16 protein-coding genes are annotated in these 21,771 nt (G+C 71.5%); 7 read left to right on the top strand and 9 right to left on the bottom strand.

All coding sequences use genetic code 11. The annotated features are described in order from the left end of the window. The first annotated feature begins 32 nt into the window (after positions 1-32). Positions 33-2,402 (top strand): hypothetical protein, encoded by a 2,370-nt coding sequence (locus E1295_RS48815; protein WP_166427323.1) that lies wholly within the window; start codon positions 33-35, stop codon positions 2,400-2,402. A 274-nt stretch (positions 2,403-2,676) separates the two neighbouring features. Further along, entirely contained in the window at positions 2,677-2,823 is a 147-nt protein-coding gene (locus tag E1295_RS48810; RefSeq protein ID WP_166427322.1) for a hypothetical protein, read from the top strand. 65 nt (positions 2,824-2,888) lie between these two features. On the opposite strand, the gene ileS is transcribed toward E1295_RS48810, so the two are convergent. Next, positions 2,889-6,032, bottom strand: a complete 3,144-nt coding sequence (gene ileS, locus E1295_RS20430) for an isoleucine--tRNA ligase (protein WP_132631931.1) — start codon at positions 6,030-6,032, stop codon at positions 2,889-2,891. 479 nt (positions 6,033-6,511) lie between these two features. Here ileS and E1295_RS20425 point away from each other — a divergent pair, with 479 nt between their 5' ends. Genes E1295_RS20425 through E1295_RS20415 form a run of 3 tightly spaced genes read left to right on the top strand, consistent with a single transcriptional unit; the run spans position 6,512 to position 8,368 of the window. Further along, positions 6,512-6,901 (top strand): TraR/DksA family transcriptional regulator, encoded by a 390-nt coding sequence (locus E1295_RS20425; RefSeq protein WP_132631930.1) that lies wholly within the window; start codon positions 6,512-6,514, stop codon positions 6,899-6,901. Then, entirely contained in the window at positions 6,865-7,446 is a 582-nt protein-coding gene (gene lspA / locus E1295_RS20420) for a signal peptidase II (RefSeq protein ID WP_132631929.1), read from the top strand. The genes E1295_RS20425 and lspA overlap by 37 nt, the downstream gene beginning before the upstream one ends. After that, positions 7,439-8,368, top strand: coding sequence for an RluA family pseudouridine synthase (locus E1295_RS20415; protein WP_132631928.1), 930 nt, complete (start codon positions 7,439-7,441; stop codon positions 8,366-8,368). Before lspA ends, E1295_RS20415 begins: the two co-directional genes overlap by 8 nt. A gap of 50 nt (positions 8,369-8,418) precedes the next feature. Here the strand turns inward: E1295_RS20415 and E1295_RS20410 are convergent, their stop codons facing one another. Genes E1295_RS20410 through E1295_RS20385 form a run of 6 tightly spaced genes read right to left on the bottom strand, consistent with a single transcriptional unit; the run spans position 8,419 to position 15,124 of the window. Next, on the bottom strand, positions 8,419-9,837 hold the full coding sequence (locus tag E1295_RS20410; RefSeq protein WP_132631927.1) for a protein kinase domain-containing protein: 1,419 nt from the start codon (positions 9,835-9,837) through the stop codon (positions 8,419-8,421). A gap of 10 nt (positions 9,838-9,847) precedes the next feature. Further along, on the bottom strand, positions 9,848-10,159 hold the full coding sequence (locus E1295_RS20405; RefSeq protein WP_132631926.1) for an AzlD domain-containing protein: 312 nt from the start codon (positions 10,157-10,159) through the stop codon (positions 9,848-9,850). Beyond that, positions 10,156-10,818 carry an AzlC family ABC transporter permease gene (locus tag E1295_RS20400; protein WP_132631925.1) on the bottom strand — a complete coding sequence of 221 codons (663 nt, stop codon included), beginning with the start codon at positions 10,816-10,818 and terminating at the stop codon, positions 10,156-10,158. Before E1295_RS20400 ends, E1295_RS20405 begins: the two co-directional genes overlap by 4 nt. A gap of 22 nt (positions 10,819-10,840) precedes the next feature. Further along, a complete protein-coding gene (locus E1295_RS20395) occupies positions 10,841-11,677 on the bottom strand; it encodes an AraC family transcriptional regulator (RefSeq protein WP_166427321.1) in 837 nt (278 codons plus the stop codon). Next, positions 11,674-13,311, bottom strand: a complete 1,638-nt coding sequence (locus E1295_RS20390) for a serine/threonine-protein kinase (protein WP_132631924.1) — start codon at positions 13,309-13,311, stop codon at positions 11,674-11,676. The genes E1295_RS20395 and E1295_RS20390 overlap by 4 nt, the downstream gene beginning before the upstream one ends. 10 nt (positions 13,312-13,321) lie before the next feature. Beyond that, positions 13,322-15,124: a serine/threonine-protein kinase gene (locus E1295_RS20385; protein WP_166427320.1), complete on the bottom strand. Its 1,803-nt coding sequence runs from the start codon at positions 15,122-15,124 to the stop codon at positions 13,322-13,324. A gap of 1,129 nt (positions 15,125-16,253) precedes the next feature. Between E1295_RS20385 and E1295_RS51025 the strand changes: the two genes are divergently transcribed. Beyond that, a complete protein-coding gene (locus tag E1295_RS51025) occupies positions 16,254-16,574 on the top strand; it encodes a chorismate mutase (protein ID WP_425465355.1) in 321 nt (106 codons plus the stop codon). A gap of 57 nt (positions 16,575-16,631) precedes the next feature. Here E1295_RS51025 and E1295_RS20375 read toward each other — a convergent pair whose 3' ends face one another. Next, positions 16,632-17,702 (bottom strand): SGNH/GDSL hydrolase family protein, encoded by a 1,071-nt coding sequence (locus E1295_RS20375; protein WP_132631922.1) that lies wholly within the window; start codon positions 17,700-17,702, stop codon positions 16,632-16,634. A 155-nt stretch (positions 17,703-17,857) separates the two neighbouring features. Between E1295_RS20375 and dnaE the strand changes: the two genes are divergently transcribed. Continuing rightward, positions 17,858-21,385, top strand: a complete 3,528-nt coding sequence (gene dnaE, locus E1295_RS20370) for a DNA polymerase III subunit alpha (protein WP_132631921.1) — start codon at positions 17,858-17,860, stop codon at positions 21,383-21,385. A 188-nt stretch (positions 21,386-21,573) separates the two neighbouring features. On the opposite strand, the gene E1295_RS50200 is transcribed toward dnaE, so the two are convergent. Beyond that, positions 21,574-21,771 (bottom strand): hypothetical protein (locus E1295_RS50200; RefSeq protein ID WP_220448809.1); only part of this gene is annotated, 198 nt, incomplete at its 5' end.

The following is a 21,771-nucleotide window of genomic DNA, read 5'->3' as shown; positions in this document are numbered from 1 at the left end:
TCACTAGGACCTGTCACTCGAAAGAGCCCTCTGTGATCCTCATCAGTGCTGGTTTGGTGCTCGCGGCAGTGGTCTTGCTGATCGCGGGCTTCGTACTGGCGAAGCCGTTCCTGATCATGTGGTCCATCGTGGTCAGCGTGCTGTCCGCGCTGTTCCTGGTGATCGGGGCCTTCCTGCGGCGAAACGAGCTTTTTCCCGGTGGCGGGCAGGCCGCTGCGCCGGCCACCCCCCCGAAAGGGCTCACCCCGCCCGGCATGCCGTACACCCAGACCGGTGCCATGGCTCACCAGCCACCGCCACATCCCCAACCGCATCCGCGCACCCCGCAGCGGGCGGCGACCGTTCCCGCCGCTGCCGCTCCGCGCCGCCCCGTGGCCGCGGGCATCTCGCCGGACGCGATCGTGCTGGTGATCCCGGGACGCAAGAGGTATCACGTGCCCGGCTGCCGACAGCTCAGCGGCCGGCCCACCGAGGAGCTCACCTACGAGGAGGCACGCGAGGAGGGCTTCACGCCCTGCACGGCGTGCCTGCCTGACGCAGCGCTCGGCGGACGGCAGCTGCCGCCTGCCGCCGACCCCGAGCCCGCTGTCGCACCCGGCTCCGCCGTCCGTGCGGAGAGCCGGGCCGAAACCTCCGCGGAGACCCGCGACCTACGTCCGCCGGTCGCACCGCCGAAGCCTGACACGAAGGCTTCCACCCCCAGCCCGGAGCCCGCCGCCGCCCACGAGGACGGCGCCGGATGGTTCGGCCGTTCCCCCTCCGCCGCCACCGCCGAATCGGGCGAGGAGCAGGCGGAGACCCAGACTTCTGTTTTCCGGCCGCAGCCGCTCAGGGCCGAGACGCCGCCTTCCAGCGCGCCGCCCGAGCCGCCCTCCGGCAAGCCTTCCCCCGGCAAGCCCGCTTCCGGCGATGCCGCTTCTGGTAAGCCTGCTTCCGGTAAGCCCGGGACCTCGCCAGGAACCCCCGCGAAGACGCCCGGCCCCTCCGGCCAGTCCACGTCCCCGCAGACCGCCGGCCCGTCGGGCCGGCCCCCGTCCGGGCAGGCCACTGGTCCGTCGGGTCGCCCTGATTCCGGTCAGCCTGCCTCCGGCCGGCCCGCGTCCGGGCAGGCCACTGGTTCACCTGCTCGGCCCGCGCCCGGGCAGGCCGCCGGCCCCTCCGGTCGGTCCGCGCCCGGCACGTCGTCCGCCCAGTCCGGTCGCGCACCCGAGCAGTCCGGTGCCGGTGCGGGGCAGCCGGGTGGCGGTCAGGAGCGACCCGCGGGCACGTCCTCGCAGGCCGCAGGCAAGCCGGCACAGGTCGCCGGTCGGCCGGGTTCGCCCGGCGATGAGCAGAAAGCGCCCGCGGAGACGTCCGCGCGGACCCCCGACAAGCCGGGGCAGTCCGCCGCGAGCCCGCAGCAGCCTGCTGGCGCTTGGAAGCAGGCCGCCGGAAGTCCGCAACGGTCGGGCGGTGAGCCGGGGCAGTCCGCGCAGGGTGCGCAGCAGTCCGGTGAGAAGCCGGGGCAGGGTCCCGCACGCCAGGGTCAGGCCAGGGGCAAGCCCGGTCAGTCCGGTGGTGGGCCGGGTTCTGGCCGGACGGGAAGCGGGGCCACCGGTGGCTCCGGGCAGTCCGCCGCCAAGCGTCCCCAGGGCGCCGCAGGCGAGACCGACCAGGACGATCCAGCGGGTCCCGCGACCGCGCCGCAGCCACGTGTGCCTTCCTCCGCCACGCCAGGTCGTCCGGGAGCATCCGGGCCGTCGAAGCCACCGGCCTCCCCGGGTGACAACGACACCTCGGACACGTTCGGGCAGACCCTCATCCTTCCTGAGCGGCCCGCGTCCTCGGCCGAGTCGGAGGCCAAGCCCAAGGGGCCGCTGCCCACGGGTGCCTCCTCCCGGCCCGGCCCGCAGGGGGCGACCCCGAGCACGGAGCGTGCGTCCAACGGTGCCGGCGATACCGGTACGCCCAAGAGTGCCTCTCCGGCCGCTCGCCCACAGCCGTCCGGCACGCCGCAGAAGAACGCCGGCAGGCCCCAGCAAGGACAGGGTTCCCAGGATCCGGGCAAGACGCAGCGAGGGCAGGGCGATCAAGGGCCGGGCAAGGCTCAGCAAGGGCAGGGTGGCCAGGCGCCGGGCAAGGCCCGGCCGGGTGTCCAGCCTTCCGGCGGTGCGTCCGAGAAGCCCCCGGCCGGCGCATCCGCTGCAGAGCGCGAGAAGGGCAAGGCCCGGGACGAGTCCGAGGGCGGCGACGGGGGCACGGTGAAGGTCATCGTCGGCACCCGGCGCTACCACAGCACCAACTGCCCGCTGATCAGAGGCGCGGGCGACTCCGGAGTGGAGACGATGGCGGTCACCGCGGCCGAGGCTGCCGGGCTGACGAGCTGCTCGGTCTGCCAGCACGACCGCGAATCGGTCAGCTGACCGGGTGTCAACGCCCACGGCTGCGGGGTTACGGGCACCTATGGTCGGCTGGTGGCGATGGCTGTCGGCCGTGACGTCCACTCGGCGCGCGCGGCTCTCGGCCGCATGTTGGTGATCGGCTGATCCTGTACCTGGGTATCGCGATGGCTGGCGGTTGCGGGCTGGTTCATGGCCGGTCGGCGGTGACGGCAGCCGGCCGTGATCCCATCCGGCGCGCGCGGCTCTCGGCCGCTCGTCGGTGATTCAACACCTGGGTACCGCGATCCGGTGACCGATGCCGGTGGTTGCACAGCCGTTCTTCGGTGACGGCGCGACGGCCTCAGAGGCGGTGCACGAGGTGGTGCACGAGGTGGTGCACGGCCTGGTCGTCGCGGAGGAGTGCCTGTCCCGGGCGGCGGGCGGCCGTGGGGCTCGGGCGTAGGCGTACGAAGTGACGTGGTGGAGGAGAGGGCGTGGCCGGGCTCCATGAGGCGGCCACGCCGTGGATCAGTTGCGGCGGAGCTGGAAGGTCAGGCCGAGGTCCTCGTCCGTGTGGGACGGCACGTCGGCCGTGGTGCCCTCCGCGACCGACGTCGCCAGCACCTCCTCCGCCACCGTCTGCCAGCCCGACCGCAGCGCCGTGGCCACGTCGGGGGAGGACGCGGTCCACCACAGATCGATGCGGTCGGTGATGGACAGGCCACTCGACTTGCGGGCGTCCTGGACCAGGCGGATGACCTCGCGGAGCAGGCCCGCCCGGCGCAGGTCGTCGGTGAGTTCGAGGTCGAGGGCGATGGTCTCGCCGGTGCCCGTGCCGATCGCCCCCGTCTCCACCGCCCAGCCCGAGCGGGGCTGCTCGTTGACGATCACCTCGTCGGGGCCGAGCGTGACCTCGCCCAGGTCGCCGGCCTCCACCGTGACCGTGGAGCCCGAGCGCAGGGTCCTGGCCACGTGGGCGGGGTCGGCGGCGGACACCGCGGCGGCCACGAGCTTTGTCTGGGAGCCGAAGCGCTTGCCCAGGGCCCGGAAGCTGGGCTTGACGGTGTAGGACACCAGATCGGCGCTGAAGCCGGACATGTCCTCCAGGACCTGGACGTTGAGCTCGTCGGCCACCAGGCCGCGCAGTTCGGCGGGCAGCGACGGCCAGCCGTGCGCGCCCACGAGGGCCCGGCGGAGCGGCTGGCGGGTCTTGACGCCCGACGAGGCGCGAGCCGAACGGCCCAGCTCCACCAGCCGGCGGACCAGGGCCATCTGCTCCGACAACGCGGGGTCGAGCAGGTCGTCACGGACCTCGGGCCACGAGGCCAGGTGAACGGAGGAGGGCGCGTCGGACGGGCGCAGGATGTCCCACAGGTAGTCGGTGACGAACGGCGTGACCGGCGCCATCAGCCGCAGGACCGTTTCGAGGCACTCGTACAGGGTCGCGAAGGCGTCCTGCTCGCCCTGCCAGAAGCGGCGGCGCGAGCGGCGGACGTACCAGTTGGACAGGTCGTCGAGGAAGTCGGCCAGCCGTCGCCCGGCCCGCTGGGTGTCGTAGTCGTCGAGTGACGTGGTCACCTCGGCGACCGTGCGGTGGAGTTCGGCCAGCGCCCAGCGGTCGAGCAGGGGGCGTTCGGCCGCAGGTGCGGCCTCGCGCAGCCGGGACGGCGACCAGGACTCGGCGTTGGCGTACAGGGTGAAGAACGACGCCGTGTTCCAGAGCGTCAGCAGGACCTTGCGGACGATCTCCTCGAGGGTGTTGTGCCCCACCCGGCGCGAGGCCCACGGCGAGCCCGAGCAGGCCATGAACCAGCGCAGGGCGTCGGCACCGTGCTGGTCCATCAGCGGGATCGGTTCGAGGATGTTGCCGAGGTGCTTGCTCATCTTGCGGCCGTCCTCGGCCAGGATGAGGCCGAGGCAGAGCACGTTCTCGTAGGAGGACCGGCCGAAGACGAGGGTGCCGACGGCCATCAGCGAGTAGAACCAGCCGCGCGTCTGGTCGGTGGCCTCGCAGATGAACTGGGCCGGGTAGACGCCCTCGGGTTTGCCGCGCTCGCCCCACTGGGCGAACGGCATGGAGCCCGAGTCGTACCAGGCGTCGATCACGTCGGGGACCCGCCGGGCCTGCGCGCCGCAGTCGGGGCAGGCGAAGGTCACGTCGTCGACGTACGGGCGGTGCGGGTCGAGGGCGGAGACGTCCTGGCCGGCCAACTCGCCCAGCTCCTGCAGCGACCCGACGCACGTCACGTGGGACTCGTCGGCCGAGCACACCCACAACGGCAGCGGCGTGCCCCAGTAGCGCGAGCGCGACAGCGACCAGTCGACGTTGTTGCGCAGCCACTCGCCGAAGCGGCCCCATTTGATGGTGTCGGGATACCAGTTGGTCCTGGCGTTCTCGGCCAGCATCTGGTCCTTGACCGCGGTGGTGCGGATGTACCAGGACGGGAGCGCGTAGTAGAGCAGCGGCGTGTGGCAGCGCCAGCAGTGGGGGTAGCTGTGGTCGAAGTGGCCGCCCTGGAACAGCAGCCCGCGGGCGCGCAGGTCGTCGGTCAGCTCCTCGTCGGCGTCCTTGAAGAAACGCCCGCCGACCATGGGCACGTCGTCGAGGAAACGGCCGTCGGGGCCGATCGGGTTGACGATCGGCATGTCGTACCGCTTGATGACGGCGAGGTCGTCGGCGCCGAACGCGGGCGCCTGGTGGACCAGGCCGGTGCCGTCGTCGACGGTGACGTAGTCGCCCAGCACGACGTAGTGGGCGCCCGGGATGTCGACCAGGTCGAACGGGCGGGAGTAGGCGGTGTGCTCCAGCTCGCGGCCGGTGTAGCGGGCCACCTCGGTCGCGTCCTCGCCGAGCACCGCCAGCAGCGGCTCGGCCACCACCAGGACCTCGCCGTCCGCGGTGCGGGCGGCGACGTAGGTGACGTCGGGGTGCACGGCGACCGCCGTGTTGGACACGAGCGTCCACGGCGTGGTGGTCCAGATGAGCAGCGCCGCGCCCAGCTCGGCCAGCGGGCCGGACGTGACGGGCATGCGGACGTAGACCGACGGGCTGGAGACGGTCTCGTAGCCGCCGGGCTGGCCCAGCTCGTGGTCGGACAGGCCGGTGCCGCAGCGCGGGCAGTAGGGGGTGATGCGGAAGTCGCGGAACAGCAGCCCCTTGTCGTGGACGACCTTCAGCGACCACCACACCGACTCGATGTAGGACGGGTCCATCGTGCGGTAGGCCTGGGACAGGTCGATCCAGTAGCCCATGCGCTCGGTCAGCTGCTCGAACGCGTCGACGTGGCGCAGCACCGACTCGCGGCACTTGGCGTTGAACTCGGCGATGCCGTACGTCTCGATGTCCTTCTTGCCCGACAGGCCCAGCTCGCGCTCGACTCCGACCTCGACGGGCAGGCCGTGGCAGTCCCAGCCGGCCTTGCGCGGGACGCTGAAGCCGCGCATGGACTTGTAGCGCGGGAACAGGTCCTTGAAGACGCGCGCCTCGACGTGGTGGACGCCGGGCAGGCCGTTGGCGGTGGGCGGGCCCTCGTAGAAGACCCACGTGGGGTTGCCGGTGTTCTGCTCGACGGACCGCTCGAAGATCTTTCCGTCCCGCCAGCGGTCGAGGACCTCGCGCTCGAGCGCGGGCAGGTCGACCTGCGCGGGAAGAGAGCGGAATGTTGGGGACATCTCGGGCGTGACCTCCACGCTTGATCGGCCGGCTGGCTGGCGTGAAGGGACGAAGCCGTGCGGCTCCGCGGTACCACCCTTCTTGGCTCCGCGTGTGAGCGGGGCCCTCTTCATTTGCTGCTCTGCTGCCGGTTCTAATGAGCTCATGCGAGCCGTTCTTCCGGCGGCTCCGGGGTGATATCCCTCACACTCGGGCCCCATCAACGCCTTGCAGGTTCAAACCATAACGCAGAGTGGGGGCGAAGGCTTCCCGGTTTCCCTGGTGGGGCCCGCTACGGCCGCTGATGTACCGACATGTCGGTCCGGAAGTCGTAAACGGCGACAAAGTTGTGGGAATGGACGCCGCTGAGGAGGAGTTGAATGCGCGAGGCGGGATAGTACGGGGGAGGTAAACCGTCCGGCGGGTCGTTTGCCGTTCCGTTATACGGATCCTAAGCTGCCCGCACCATTAACGGCCTTGATCAGCAGTGGAGGCATTCATGGCGGCAGTCACGCAGACCGCTACACCGTCGATGTGGGCGGACGAGGAGCTGGCCGAGGTACGCGGCAGGCTCCAGAGCGAGATCGACGAACTCAACGCGGACATCCTCCGGCACGAGTCCGAGATAGCCTCTGGAGACGTCACCCAAGGAGCCGGCGACGACCAGGCGGACGCCGGAGCGAAGACGTATGAGCGCGAACGCGAGATCGCCCTTACCCTGAATGCGCGCGATCTGGTCGCGCAGAACGAACGTGCGATCGCCAGGATCGACGCAGGGACCTACGGAGTGTGCGAATCGTGCCACAAGCCGATCGGCAAGGAACGCCTGCAGGCGTTCCCGAGGGCGACGCTGTGCGTCAAGTGCAAGCAGAAGGAGGAACGCCGGTAGGCACCCCACGCCGGAGACTCTTCGCCGTCCTCATCGTGCTGGCGACCGTGATCTACGCGGCCGACCTCATCACCAAGACGGTGGTGCTGCGCACGCTCGAGGGCGAGCCGCCGCTGGTCGTCATCCAGGACGTCCTGCAGTTCCGGGTGATCTTCAACCCCGGGGCCGCCTTCAGCATCGGCACCGGGATGACGTTCATCTTCACCATCATCGCGGCCGGCGTGGTGGTCGCCATCGTGCGCACGGCACGCAAGCTGGGCAGCAGGGCCTGGGCGGTCACGCTCGGCCTGCTGCTCGGCGGGGCGTTCGGCAACCTCACCGACCGTCTCCTGCGCTACCCCTCGGGCATCGGCCGGCCCACGCAGTTCCAGGGACACGTCGTCGACTTCATCGAGGTGCTCCCCGGGCATTTCCCCGTGATCGACTATTTCCCTGTCTTCAACATCGCCGACTCCGCGATCGTCTGCGGCGGCATCCTGGCGGTGATCCTGGCCTGGCGCAACGTGCAGATCGACGGCTCCAGGGAGGTGGCAGGGGATGACTGAGCAGCGCAGCCTGCCCGTCCCCGACGGGCTGGAGGGCGAGCGGCTCGACGCCGCGCTCTCACGGCTGTTCGGCTTCTCCCGCACGCGCGCGGCTGAGCTGATCGGGGCCGGTGAGGTGCTGGTCGACGGCAGGCAGCCGGCCAAGTCCGACCGGGTGCACGCGGGCGCCTGGCTCGATGTGACACTGCCGCCGCCGGTCTCCACGCCCATGCCCGTCGCCGAGCCGGTGCCGGGCATGACGATCGTTCACGAGGACGACGACATCGTGGTGGTCAACAAGCCGATCGGGGTGGCCGCCCACCCCACCGTCGGCTGGACGGGCCCCACCGTGATCGGCGGCCTGATGGGCGCCGGGCACACGATCGCCACCAGCGGCGCGGCCGAGCGGCAGGGCATCGTGCACCGGCTCGACGCCAACACCACCGGCGCGATGGTGGTGGCCAAGAGCGAGCACGCCTACTCCCACCTCAAACGGGCCTTCAAGGAACGTACGGTCGACAAGCGTTACCACGCGCTCGTGCAGGGGCATCCCGACCCGTTCAGGGGCACCGTCGACGCGCCCATCGACCGGCACCCGTCGGGCGACGGCAGGTTCGCCGTGGTGGCGGGCGGCAAGCCGTCGGTGACCCACTACGACACGGTCGAGGCGTTCCGCGCGGCGTCACTGCTGGACATCAAGCTGGAGACCGGGCGCACGCACCAGATCAGGGTGCACATGTCGGCGCTGCGCCACCCGTGCGTCGGAGACCTGTTCTACGGCGCCGACCCCACGCTCGCCGCCCGGCTGGGCCTCACCCGGCAGTGGCTGCACGCGGTCGCGCTGGGGTTCGAGCACCCGGCGACGGGCGAGTGGGTGTCGTTCAGCACCGACTACCCGCCGGATCTGCAGAAGGCCCTCGACATCGTCCACGACGAGTCCTGACGCGTCCGGCAACAGGGTCCGGTATCAGGGCCCGGTATCAGGATCAGGGCCTAGGGACCGGCCTGGCCCTCCTGGTCCTCGCCGGCCGGGGCCTCGCCGTCGCCGGAGCCCTCGACCTGGCCGGGCGTGCGGGTGGGGCGCTCCGTCCTGTCCTGCTCGCGCGGCTCGTCCTCGGACGTGGTGGGTGTCTTCTTGACGCGGCTCCGCTCCTCGTCGCGGGAACTTCTCGGGCGCTCGCGGGCCTCTGGCGGCGCGGGCGTCCGCCCGTCCGGCTCGGCGAACGGTCCCGGCCTGGAGACAGGGCCGTCCTGCACTGATCGGCCCGGCTCCGATGGCGCCTGCGTCCGCGCTTCGGACGGTGCTTCGGACGGTGCTTCGGACGGGGCCTCCGTTCGCGCCTCCGTCGGCGTCGCGCCGGCCGTCGTCGTGACCACGGCCGGTACGCGCTGCTGTACCGGCACGTTGCCCGGCCGGTGCGAGAGCCACGCCGCGCCGCCCGTGACGAGCCCCACGACCAGCGCGCCCCCCGCGATCGCGGCCAGCTGCAGCCCTCGCCTGCGCCGCGCCGTCACCGGGACCGCGGCAGGCGGCCACGTGCCGGGCGTCTCCAGGACGGGCAGGGCGGCGAAGGGCCCCGTGGGCTCGGGGGCCCCGCCCGCGATGATCGCGGCCAGCCGCTGCTCGGCCTCCTCCAGCGACATGCGCTCGGCCGGGTTCTTGCGCAGCAGGCCCAGCAGGACGGGCGCCAGCGCCCCCGCGCGCGACAGCGGTTCCGGTTCCGCGTGCAACACCGCGCCCAGCGTGGCCAGGGCGTTCTCCCGCTGGAAGGGAGATTCGCCCTCGACGGCCAGGTAGAGCGTCACGCCCAGCGCCCACAGGTCCGAGGCCGGTCCCGCCCGGCCGCCCGCGGCGCGCTCCGGCGCCATGTAGGCGGGCGTGCCGATGAGGATGCCCGTCCGCGTCACCGGAGCCTCGTCCTCCGTGGTCGCGATGCCGAAGTCGGTCAGCACCGCCCGGCCGTCCTTGGCGAGCAGCACGTTGTCCGGTTTGACGTCCCGGTGCAGCACGCCCGCCGCGTGGGCCGCGCGCAGCGCCTCCAGGAGCTGCAGCCCGATGCGGGCGGCCTGGAGCGGGGACATGGGGCCGTCCTCGCGGATGGCCTCGCCGAGCGTGCGGGAGCGTACGAGCTGCATGACGATCCACGGGTGCCCGCGCTCCTCCAGGACGTCGTACACGGTGGCGACGCCCGGGTGGGCCACCCGGCCGGCGGCTCTCGCCTCGCGGAACGTGCGTACGGTGAACACCTCGCGCTCCGAGCCCGTCAGGTCGGGAGGCGGCAGCACCTCCTTGACGGCCACGTCCCTGCCGAGCACCTCGTCATGGGCCTGCCACACCGTGCCCATGCCGCCCTGGCCGATCGTCCTGACCAGCCGGTACCGTCCACCGACCATCCCCGCTGCACCGGTCATGCACGAGCGACTACCCAGTTAAAATCCGGACAAGCGCGGTAATGACCGCCGCGGAGGCCAGAACCACCAGGAACGGCGCACGCAGCAGCAGGGCGATCACCGCCGCGCCGAGACCCGCCGTACGGGCCGGGTCGACGTGCAGCCCGCCCTCCTCGGTGAACGTCTGCACCGCGATCAGCGCCGCCAGCAACGCCACCGGCACCAGCTCGGCGAACCTGCGTACCGCCGGATGTTCCAGCACCCGTTGCGGCGCTGCCAGCCCGGCCAGCTTGAGCGCGTAGCAGCCCGCGCAGAGGGCGGCGATGGCCCACCACAACGTCATCGGGCCATCACCACCAGCACCGCCGCGGCCGCCAGCAGCACGGGGACGCCCGGCGGCAGGAACGGTGTGACGCACAGGGCGATCGCCGCGCCGGCCGCGGCCAGCACCCGCAGCTCGGTGCTCCTGGCCAGCCGGGGCCACAGGATGGCGAGGAACGCGGCCGGGCCCACCACGTCCAGCCCCAGCAGGCCGGGGTCGCCGAGGAACGACGTGCCGTACGCGCCCGCCAGGGTGGTGAGGTTCCAGGTGACGTAGAGGCTGGCGAACGTGACCGCGAAGCCGGTGCGCGCCGCCTCGGGCGTCGGCTGCGCCAGGGAGACGGCGGTGGTCTCGTCGATCACGCCGTGCGCGGTGAGCAGCCGGCGAGGGCCGCGTACCTTCAGCAGGTCGGCCAGGCGCAGGCCGTACAGGGTGTTGCGGCCGCCGAGCAGCAGCGCGCCGAGAGTGGCGGCCACCAGGTCGCCGCCCGCGCCCACCGCGCCCGTCAGCGCGAACTGGGAGGCGCCGGTGAACGTCAGCAGGCTCAGCACGCACGCCTGCGGCACGCTCAGGCCCGCGGTGACCGCCGCGGCGCCGAAGGCGAGCCCGGACAGCCCCACGGCCAGGCCCACGCCGAAGCCGTCCCGCACGGCGGCGGAACGGTGTGTTGTCTGTTCCATGCCGCCGAGGCTAGGCGCCTGGTCAAGCGCCGGTCTTGTACGTTCCTGCGGCGCGCTGGTAGGCGGCGGGTGGTACGCCCACCACACGCTTGAAATGCCGGCTGAGGTGGGCCTGGTCGGTGAAGCCCACCTCGGCCGCGACCTGCGCCGGGCGTACCCCCGCCAGCAGCAGCCGGCGCGCCTGGCGTACCCGCAGATCGTTGAGGTAGGTGTGCGGCGGCATGCCCGTCGCCGCCTTGAACGCCCGCAGCAGCGCGAACGGCCGCGCCCCCACGGCTTCGGCGAGGTCGTCCAGCGTCGGCGGGTCGACGAGGCCGGCGTGGAGCAGGTCGAGCGCCTCCCGCACGGGGCGCCTGCCCTCGGCGGGCAGGGCCGCGGCCGGTCTGGGCGTGGCGTGGCGTGTCAGGAGCCGGGCGAACAGTGTACGGCTCAGCGTCGAGGCGGCCAGCGCGTCGCCGCGCTCGGCCGCCTGGTGCGCCCTGCCGAGCAGGGCCGCCACCTCGTCGTCGCGCACCACCTGCTCGGGGAAGTGCGGCGTCGCGTAGGGGACGCCCAGCTCGGCGGCGATCCCGGCCAGCGCGTCGATCGACGGATAGAGCATGCGGTACGCCCACCCGCCGGGCACGCCGGCCTGCCCGGTGTGCACCGAGTCGGGGTTGACCAGCACCAGTTCGCCCGTGCCCGCCCGGTGCAGGGTGCCGCGGTAGTGGAACTCCTCGACCCCGCCGACGATGACGCCGATGGCGTAGCCGTCGTGCACGTGCCGGGAGAAGCGGTGGGTGACGTAGCGGGCCTTGAGCAGGTCGGTCTCCGGCACCGCCGGGTGCCGCCAGAAGTGTGCCTGTTCCTTGGTGGTCATCGGGTGCTGAAGGTGTTCGTCAGCGCCGTGAAGTGGTCGCGGTCCCGCTGCCAGCGCGCCTGGGTGGTCTCCCAGTAGAGAGCATACGGGCGGCCGTCGGCGGTGTGGAACCCGCGGTTGATCACGTGGATGGTGGAGCCGTCGCGCTCCCGGGTGAACTCCCAGTCGGCGGCCTTCCTGCCGAGGAAGGTCGTGGGGGTGATGCGGATGCGCTTGTAGTTCTTGAACAGGCCCTTCGCCAGGATCTCCTTCTCCAGGCCGATCCAGTGCGCGCGCGGGTCGTCCCACGGGATGTCGGGGACGGTCCACTCGACGATCATCGTGCCGGGGGCGCCGGGGCGGGAGAAGGAGACGCTGTCCCTGCTGGCGTGCTTCTGGGCCCGCCACTGCCGGGGCAGGCCGATGGAGAAACGGCCGGCGGCGCTCGTGTACACGCGCCAGCCCTCCGGGACCTGGGCTCGCGTGGGCCGCGGCTCAGCGGTGGGTGTGGCGGTGGGCACGCCGTCCGTGGGAGCCGAGCCGGTGGTGGGCCCAGTAGTCGGCTCAGTGGTCGGCTCAGTGGTCGGCTCAGTGGTGGGTGCGCTGGTGGGCGGGGTGGTCGAACCGATCGTGGGGAGCGTCGTCCAGCCCAGCAGGACGCTCGCCGTGCCCAGCGCCGTCACAGTGATCACCGCGGCGGCCACCGTGATCCACCGGGTGCCGGCGCGTGTGCGCGGGCCGGGGAGCGTGGGCCGCCGGTCGCCGCCGGTCTCCGTGCGGGTGCCGCCGGGCGGGCCGGTCGTGGCGCCTGCCCGGTCCCGCGCGCTGACGGGTGCGGGCGGCAGTCCGACGGCGCCGGCGGCGTCGTACAGGAGCCTGGCCGCCTCTTCGGCGGGCATCCTGGCGGCGGGGTTCCTGCGCAGCAGCCCCATGATGACCGGCTCCAGGGCTCCGGCCCGCGCCGGCGGCTCGGGCTCGTCGCGCAGCACCGCCGCCACGGTCGCCGCCCAGGAGTCGCGCTTGAACGGCGGTTCGCCCTCGACGGCCGCGTAGAGCGTCGCTCCGAGCGACCACAGGTCGGACTCCGGCCCGGCGGGGTCGCCGTTCAGCCGCTCGGGAGGCATGTACGCGGGCGTGCCCACCACGTTGCCGGTCGCCGTCAGCCCCGCCTCCGCCTCCATCGAGGCGATGCCGAAGTCGGTGAGCACGACCCTGCCGTCGTCGGCGAGCAGCACGTTCTCGGGTTTGACGTCACGGTGCAGCACCCCCGTCGCGTGCGCCGCCCGCAGGGCGCCGAGCAGCCGGCCGCCGATCACCGCGGCCTGCTCCACGCGCAGTGGCCCGTCCTCGCGGACCACCTGCGCCAGCGAGCGGGACGGCACCAGCTGCATCACGATCCACGGGCGGCCGTCCTCCTCGACGACGTCGTGGATGACGACCACCGACGGGTGGTCGAGGCGGCCCGCCGCCCTGGCCTCCCTGATGGTCCTGCGGGTGAGCTCGGCCAGCCGCGCGTCGCCGACCCCGGAGTAGCGGACCTCCTTGATCGCCACCGTGCGGTCGAGCAACTGGTCATAGGCGCGCCAGACCACGCCCATCCCGCCCTCGCCGAGCGGCTCAAGAAGGCGATAGCGGTTGCTGACCTGCTTCTCCACTCAGGGCAGCCTACTTCGCCGGTTTGAACGTCGCGCAGAACCCTTCGAAGAAGTCGTAGTCGTCCTTCCAGTGGCTCTTCAGGGTGTGCCAGTAGATCGCGTACGCCCGCCCGTTGTCGGTGACGAAGCCCCGGTTGCGCACACGGGTCTTGCCCGTGTTGGTGTTCCAGGTGAAGTCCCAGTCGGCCGCGGCCTTCATGTAGTCGTACTTCCCGGTGTCGACCTTCTTGATGTCGATCTTCTTGTAGCCCCCGAAGTTGTGCTTGAGGCTCGGCTCCTGCTTCTTCCAGTCTTTGTACGGGTCGCTGCCGGGCTTGGCCGCCTCCTCGATCATGAGGTAGGCGTTGGACGCCGCGCCCGGTCCCTTGAACTTGACCTGCCTGCCGCCGCGGTCCCACACGTCCCAGCCCTTGGGTAACCCGATGGAGAAGCCCAGCTTCTTGTCCTTGTAGATCTCCCACCCGGCGGGCAGGGCGTCCGCCGGCTCGGTGGGCTTCGGCTCGGAGCTCGGGCTGCTGCTGGGAGCGGGCTCCTCGGACGCGCTCTCCGACGGGGAGGCGCTCGGCGAGGCGCTCGGCGAGGCCTGCGCGGGCGTCTCGGGCGCGGAGGCGACCGGCCCTCGCGAGGCCTCGTCGTCGGGGGCCGAGCGCAGGCCGAGGTAGCCGCCCACGCCGGCGACGAGCACCACCGCCGCGGCGGCCGCGACGACCATCCCGGCCCGCACCTGACCGGTCCTGGCCGTGTCCACCGTCGGCGCCGCCGCCGGCCTGCGCTCCTCCGTCATCGGGGAGAGCCGCGCGCCGGTCTCCGGGACGGCCGGGGCCGCCGCCGCGAGCTTCGGGTCGGTCGGCGTCTCGTCCACGGCGGGGGCGGGGGCGGGCCGCGGCCTGCTCGCCGACACGGGAGGGAACGGCACCTTGCGCGCCTTGGCCTGCGTCGGCGCCTCGATCGGCTGGGCGGCGGGGAACTGCGCCGTCGGCGGCGGGCTCGCCTGCGCGATGGCGGCCCGCAGCAGCCGCTGCGTCTCCTCGTACGTCAGCCGCTGCACGGGCTCCTTCACCAGCAGGCCGCTGATCACCTCGGTCAGCGTTCCGGCGTGCGGCATGGGATCGGGCTCGTCGGTGAGCACGGCGTGCATCGTGGCCAGCGCCATCCCCCGCTCGTGCGGGGAGCGGCCCTCCACCGCCGTGTACAGCGTGGCGCCCAGGGACCACAGGTCCGACTCGCGCCGCGCGGGCAGCCCCTTGAGCCGCTCGGGCGCGATGAAGGCCGGGGTGCCCGCCAGGCCCGTCACCGTCAGCTGGGTCTCCGTCTCCAGCGTGGCGATGCCGAAGTCGGTGAGCACGACCCTGCCGTCGTCGGCGAGCAGCACGTTCTCCGGCTTGACGTCACGGTGCAGCACGCCCGCCTCGTGGGCGCGGTGCAGCGCGTCGAGCACGGCCAGGCCGATCTCGGCCACCCGTTTGGGCGGCAGCGGCCCGTCCTGCTTGATCACCGTGCCCAGCGAACGTGACTGGACGAGCTGCATGACGATCCAGGGTCTGTCATCCTCCTCGATCACGTCGTGTACGACGATCACGTTGGGATGCTCGAATCTCGCCGCCGCTCTCGCCTCGCGCATGGTGCGCCGGTTCAGCAGCTGTACCTCATCGCCCAGGGCGGCGGCGTACCTGACCTCCTTGACCGCGACGGTGCGGTCAAGGAGCTCGTCGTAGGCGCGCCACACGATGCCCATCCCGCCCTTGCCGATGGGTTCCTGCAGCTGGTAGCGGCCGGCGATGCGGCGCCCGTCCTGCTTGCGATCCGACGTCAACGGCCTCAAACCCTCCTCTAGGCCAAGAAATACTCCCATAGGCAGGGATCAACGGCGACTCGCCGGAGAGCTAGTCCGCCATGTGAGAAGCATTGCCCAGCAGGTGGAGGCGTGGGTGTAAGGTTTCAGACATGACTTGTCGCTACGCGTTTATCGAGCCGGCTCCAGGAGGGCCGGTCGGAGGCTAGCGACCACCTGGAGTCGGCAGAGGCAGAGACGCCCCGTCTCTGCCTTTTTGGTTTTCCTGCCGGTTCCAGGGAGCCGGCCCGAGCGAGGGATCGAGATGTCATCGACCTTGGAACGGCATGCGGTGGCGGTGGGCGGCCTGCTCGTGGGCGAGGGCCCCGCCGTGGTGATCGGCGGCCGGGTGAGCCTGCGTGAGCACAACGGGCGGGCGGACGCGTACGAGGTGCTGCGCGAGCGGGCGGGGCAGGCTGCGCCGCTGCTGGTGGAGCCGCGCTCGGCCGCCGACCTGCCGGCGATCGGCGCGCTCGCCGGCGCGGTGGTGGTGGGTTCGACGTGGACGCGCGACATCCCGCTGGTGCGGGCGGCGGCCGGGCTGGGCCTGCCGGTCGTGGTGGAGCGCCGGGCCTCGGGGACGCTGGAGGAGTGGCTCGGACTGGCCGCCTACTGCGCGGCCGAGGGGGACGGGCAGGTGATCCTCTGTGAAGGGGGGTCGCTGGACCTGGGGATGCTGCGGGCCGCGCGGGCGGCCTCCGGGCGGCCGGTGCTCGCCGACGTCTCCCGGAATGTCGGGCTGTCCGCCGCCGCGGTCGCCGCCGGCGCCGACGGCCTCCTCCTCCCGGCTCCTGCTCCCGTCCCTGCCGCCTCCGTCAGCGCCGCGCGAACGCCCTCCGGCTCCGCCGCGCCCGGTCCGGCGGACGGCGGGACGCGGCACGCGGGGCTCGGGGCCGCCGGTTCCGGGAACGGCGGATCGGGGTCTGCCGGGAACGGTGGCGCCGCCGGTCACGGGCGCGTCGGAGGCAAGGGCGATCCGCAGCAGGCCAGGAGGGCCGGTTACGCGGGCGTCGTGGCCCGGGAGTTCGCGGCGGCAGGCGGAATCGGCCTGCCGGGAGCGATGGCGGACCCAGGGGCGATCGTCGAGGCCGACCCCGAGGCGGCCCTGCAGGTGGCGGAAGAGGCCGTGACCGTCGTGGGCGCCCTCCTGCGTCCTGAGTCGCCCGTGACGCTGCCGGAGTGCAGGGAGGCGATCGACCGGGTGGACGCCGCGCTGGCGACGCTGCTGGAGCGCAGGGCCGCGCTGGCGGGCATCGTCCAGCGGATCAAGCCCGTCGGCGGTTTCGCCGGGCGCGACCTCGACCGGGAGCGTGCTCTGGTCCGGCGGATGGCGTCGCGTGCGCCGTCACTGGGGGAGGGGCGGCTCGCCCCCATCATGAACGCCGTCATCGAGGCGGGCCTCCACCTGGCCGAGGAACGCGCCCACCGCTGAGGCCACGCCTCCCGAGCGTTCTCGCGGGCCCACGTCGTCGCCCGGCGGGCGTCGCGCTCAGGGGGTGGTGACGCGGACGTTGTGCATGGTCCTGCCGGGGCCCTTGGCGATCTGGCGGGTGACGAGGTCGGCGAAGCGGCGGTAGCCGGCGCCCGTCGGGTGGTAGCTGCGGGCGTTGACCTGGAGCTCGTCCATGTCCACGTGCAACCCGTTCAGGTAGGGCTCGGGCCGCCCCACCTCGTGTCCGGTGAAGGCGTCGTACGCGTCCACGTACTCCACGCTGCCGGGCGCCCCGAAGGAGTCGAGCATGCGGTCGAAGCCGGCGGCCACCGCGCCGACCGTGTCGTTGAGGCGGCGCGTCATGCTGTTGAGCCACCGCTGGTCCTGCGGGCTGAGGTTGTCGACGCTCTTCACCGGGTTCTCGGGGAAGGGCCGCGGGTAGCCGAGGACGATGACGCGGGCGCCCGGCGCGCGTACGCGAAGCTCTTTGAGGACCGTGAGGACGCTGGAGCGCAGCTCCTCGATGCGGCGCGCGACGGCGGCCTCCTGCTCGACGCAGGCCGACGAGCCGGGCAGCTTGACGATGCAGCCCGTGAGCACCTTGGTGAAGCCGGCGTCGTTGCCGCCGATGCTGAGCGTCACCAGGCTGGTCCTGGGGCCGACGCGGCCGACCTGGGGCGGCCGGCCGTGCTGGCCCGACAGAAGGTCGGTCGTGGTGGCGCCGCTGCAGGCGAAGAACTCGGTGCCGCCGCCGAAGCGGTAGGCCTTGGCCACCAGCGGCACGTACGAGCCCGTCGCGCGGTGGCAGCGGTCGGCGCCGTCGTTGACCGGCTGCTCGTCCAGGTCGTAGACGCCCTCGCCGGAGGAGTAGGAGTCGCCGAGTGCGACGTACGCGCCGCTCTGCGCCACCTCCACGGGCGTCAGCCGGGTCACCTGGGGGAGCCGGCCGCCCGGCTCGCCGGTGGTGGGGCAGCCCGCGTCCGAGACCGAGCAGGCGAGCCTGTCCAGGACGCCCAGCTGCAGGCAGGCCAAGGCCAGCGCGACGCCGAGTGCGGCCGCGATGACGATCCGGGCGATCCGCCGTTTCGCCTCGTCCAGCGTGTCCTCCCCGAACGACCACTCGTGCATGCGCCACCGAGCCTACCCAGCCGGTGATCCATCCGGGTGCCCCGCGCCGGCCGATATCCTGGGGGCGACGCGGCGGCGCGCAATGGCCCCGGAGTGTCGGCCGGGACCACTAGAGTCGGATCGCACAACCCATCGAGGCCGGGAGGCGCCGCTCCATGTCGTCCAGCGACTCGTTCGTCCATCTGCACGTACACACCGAATATTCGATGCTGGACGGGGCCGCCCGCCTCAAGCAGATGTTCAAACAGGTCGGCGACCTGGGCATGCCGGCGATTGCGATCACCGACCACGGCAACATGCACGGCGCCTACGACTTCTACAAGCAGGCCACCGCCGCCGGCATCAAGCCGGTCATCGGCATCGAGGCCTACGTCGCGCCGGAGCTGCGCCACAACAAGAAGCCCGTGCTGTGGGGCGAGCCGCACCAGAAGCGCGACGACGTCTCGGCGAGCGGCTACTACACCCACATGACGATCTGGGCGCGCAACAAGACGGGCCTGCACAACCTGATGCGGCTGTCGTCACGCGCCTACACGGAGGGGTTCGTCCGCAAGTGGGCGCGGATGGACGCCGAGATCCTCGCCGAGCACGCCGACGGCCTGATGGCCACCACGGGCTGCCCGTCGGGCGAGGTGCAGACGAGGCTGCGGCTCGGCCAGTACGACGAGGCGCTCAAGGCCGCCGCGAAATACCAGGAGATCTTCGGCAAGGACAACTTCTACGTCGAGCTCATGGACCACGGCCTCGACATCGAGCGCCGGGTCCGCGACGGGCTGACCAGGATCAGCAAAGAGCTCGACATCCCGCCTCTGGTCACCAACGACTCCCACTACACCTACGAGTCCGACTCCGCCTCCCACGACGCCCTCCTGTGCATCCAGACGGGCAAGCAGCTGTCCGACCCCGACCGGTTCCGCTTCAACGGCAGCGGCTACTACATCAAGACCGCCGACGAGATGCGCGCGGTCGACTCCTCCGACCTGTGGGCCGAGGGCTGCCGCAACACGCTGCTGGTCGCCGAGAAGGTCGACCCGACCGGGTTCTTCGAGTTCAAGAACCTCATGCCGACCTACCCGATCCCCGAGGGGATGACCGAGGAGCAGTTCTTCCGCCAGGAGGTGTGGAAGGGCCTCGAGCGGCGCTTCCCCCAGGGCATCGACGAGGAGCACCGCGCCTGGGCCGAGAAAGAGCTCGGCGTCATCATCCAGATGGGCTTCCCGAGCTACTTCCTCGTGGTCGCCGACTTCATCGTGTGGGCGAAGAACAACGGCATCCGCGTCGGTCCCGGGCGCGGGTCCGCGGCCGGCTCGCTGGTGGCCTACGCGCTGGGCATAACCGACCTCGACCCCATCCCGCACGGCTTGATCTTCGAGCGGTTCCTCAACCCCGAGCGCGTGTCCATGCCCGACGTCGACATCGACTTCGACGAGCGCAGGCGCGGTGACGTGATCCGCTACGTGACCGAGAAGTGGGGCGCCGACAAGGTCGCCATGATCGCCACGTTCGGCACCATCAAGGCGAAGGCCGCCATCAAGGACGCCGGCCGCGTCCTCGGCTACCCCTACGCGCTCGGTGACCGCGTCTCCAAGGCGTTCCCGCCGGCCGTCATGGGCAAGGACATCCCGCTGTCGGGCATCTTCGACAAGGACCACCCGCGTTACGCCGAGGCCGGCGAGCTGCGCAAGCTCTACGAGGAAGACGTCGACGTCAAGGCGACGATGGACCTCGGCAAGGGCCTGGAGGGCCTGATCCGGCAGACCGGCGTGCACGCCGCCGGCGTGATCATGTCGGCCGAGGTGCTGACCGACTACATCCCGATCATGCGCCGCGACTCCGACGGCGCGATCATCACGCAGTTCGACTATCCGACGTGCGAGACGCTCGGCCTGCTGAAGATGGACTTCCTGGGCCTGCGCAACCTCACGATCATCGACGACTGCCTGAAGATGATCGAGTCGACCAGCGGCGAGACGATCGACCTGCTGGAGCTGCCGCTCGACAACCGCAAGGCCTACGAACTCCTCGCGCGGGGCGACACGCTCGGCATCTTCCAGCTCGACGGCGGCGGCATGCGCTCGCTGATGCGGCTCATGCGCCCCGACAACTTCGAGGACATTTCCGCCGCCCTCGCGCTCTACCGGCCAGGCCCGATGGGCGCCAACTCCCACACCAACTACGCGCTGCGCAAGAACGGCCAGCAGGAGATCACCCCGATCCACCCCGAGCTCGAGGAACCGCTGAAGGAGATCCTCGACACGACCTACGGCCTGATCGTCTATCAGGAGCAGGTCATGGCCATCGCCCAGAAGGTCGCCGGCTACTCCCTGGGCGGCGCCGACCTGCTGCGGCGGGCGATGGGCAAGAAGAAGAAGGCCGAGCTGGACAAACAGTTCGTGACCTTCGAGAAGGGCATGCAGGACAACGGCTACTCCGCCGGGGCCATCAAGGCACTCTGGGACATCCTGCTCCCGTTCTCCGACTACGCCTTCAACAAGGCCCACACCGCCGGCTACGGCCTCGTCGCCTACTGGACCGCCTACCTCAAGGCCAACTACCCGGCCGCCTACATGGCCGCGCTGCTGTCCTCGGTGAAGGACGACAAGGACAAGTCGGCCCTCTACCTCAACGAATGCCGGCGCATGGGCATCAAGGTGTTCCCGCCGGACGTCAACGACTCCGACTTCGACTTCACCCCGCGCGGCACCGACATCCGGTTCGGCCTGTCGGCCATCCGCAACGTCGGCGCCAACGTCGTCGACGGCATCATCGCCGCCCGCAAGGAGAAGGGCCGCTTCGCCGACTTCAAGGACTTCCTGCGCAAGGTCCCTGCCATCGTCTGCAACAAGCGGGTCATCGAGTCGCTGATCAAGGCGGGCGCGTTCGACTCGCTCGGCCACGTGCGCAAGGGCCTGGTCATGGTGCACGAACAAGCCGTCGACGCGATCATCGACATCAAGAAGAACGAGGCGATCGGCCAGGACTCCCTGTTCGGGGCGGTCGAGGGCGGCGAGGACCAGACCTTCGACGTGCAGATCCCGCTGGGGGAGTGGGACAAGACCACGCTCCTGCAGTTCGAACGCGAGATGCTCGGCCTCTACGTGTCCGACCACCCGCTGTTCGGCGTCGAGCACATCCTCGCGGCGGGGGCCGACTGCTCGATCGCCGCCGTCCAGGACGAGAGCCGCTCCGACGGCCAGGTGGTCACCGTGGGCGGCATCCTGAGCGGCGTGCAGCGCAAGGTCACCAAGAAGGGCGACACCTGGGTGTTGACCCAGCTGGAGGACCTCGCGGGCTCGATCGAGGTGATGATCTTCCCGTCGGCCTACCAGCTCTGCTCGACGATCCTGGCCGAGGACGCCATCGTGTTCGTCAAGGGACGCATCGACAAACGCGAGGACGTCGCGAAGATCATCGCGATGGAGGTGACGGCTCCCGACCTGACCCAGGAGGCGGGCGGGCCGCTGCTGGTGAGCCTGCCCCTGACCCGCTGCACGCCTCCTGTGGTGGGACGGCTCAAGGAGATCCTCACGACGCACCCGGGCACGTCCGAGGTGCACCTGCAGGTGCACAACGGGCCGAAGACGACGGTGATGCGCGTCGACGACCGCCTCCGGGTGACCCCGTCCCCCGCGCTGATGGGTGACCTGAAGGAGCTGCTCGGCCCGGCCTGCCTCGGCGCGTGATCGGGTTCCTCTTTCTTATTCTTCCGGTCCCGTGCGGGAGAGCCCGTTCGATCTTTGCGGCCCCCGCAGTGGGAGCCTGTTCTATCTTTTACGGTTCTGCGCGGGGAGCCCGTTTGATCTTTTGCGCCCCCCGCACGGAGGCCTGTTCTATCTTCTACGGGTCCGCGCGGGAAAGTCCGTTTGATCTTTTACGGCTCCGCGGAGGAGGGCCCGCCCACCGCACGTGGCGGGGCCCCGTCCAGGGAGACGCTCACCGGGTGCGCGTGGCGGGCCGCCGCGACGCGCACCCTGTGGGCCGTCCGCGTGCGAGACAGGTCGGCCCGGTCCGCATGGCCGATCGGGCGGCGACAGGCGTCCTTACGGCGGTCAGGTGGGGCGTTGGTGGG

Origin of the sequence: Nonomuraea mesophila (genome assembly GCF_004352805.1) — a bacterium.
Lineage (GTDB): Bacteria > Actinomycetota > Actinomycetes > Streptosporangiales > Streptosporangiaceae > Nonomuraea > Nonomuraea longispora.
Note: the sequence above shows the minus strand (reverse complement) of the source record. Positions and strands in the feature narration are given on the sequence as shown.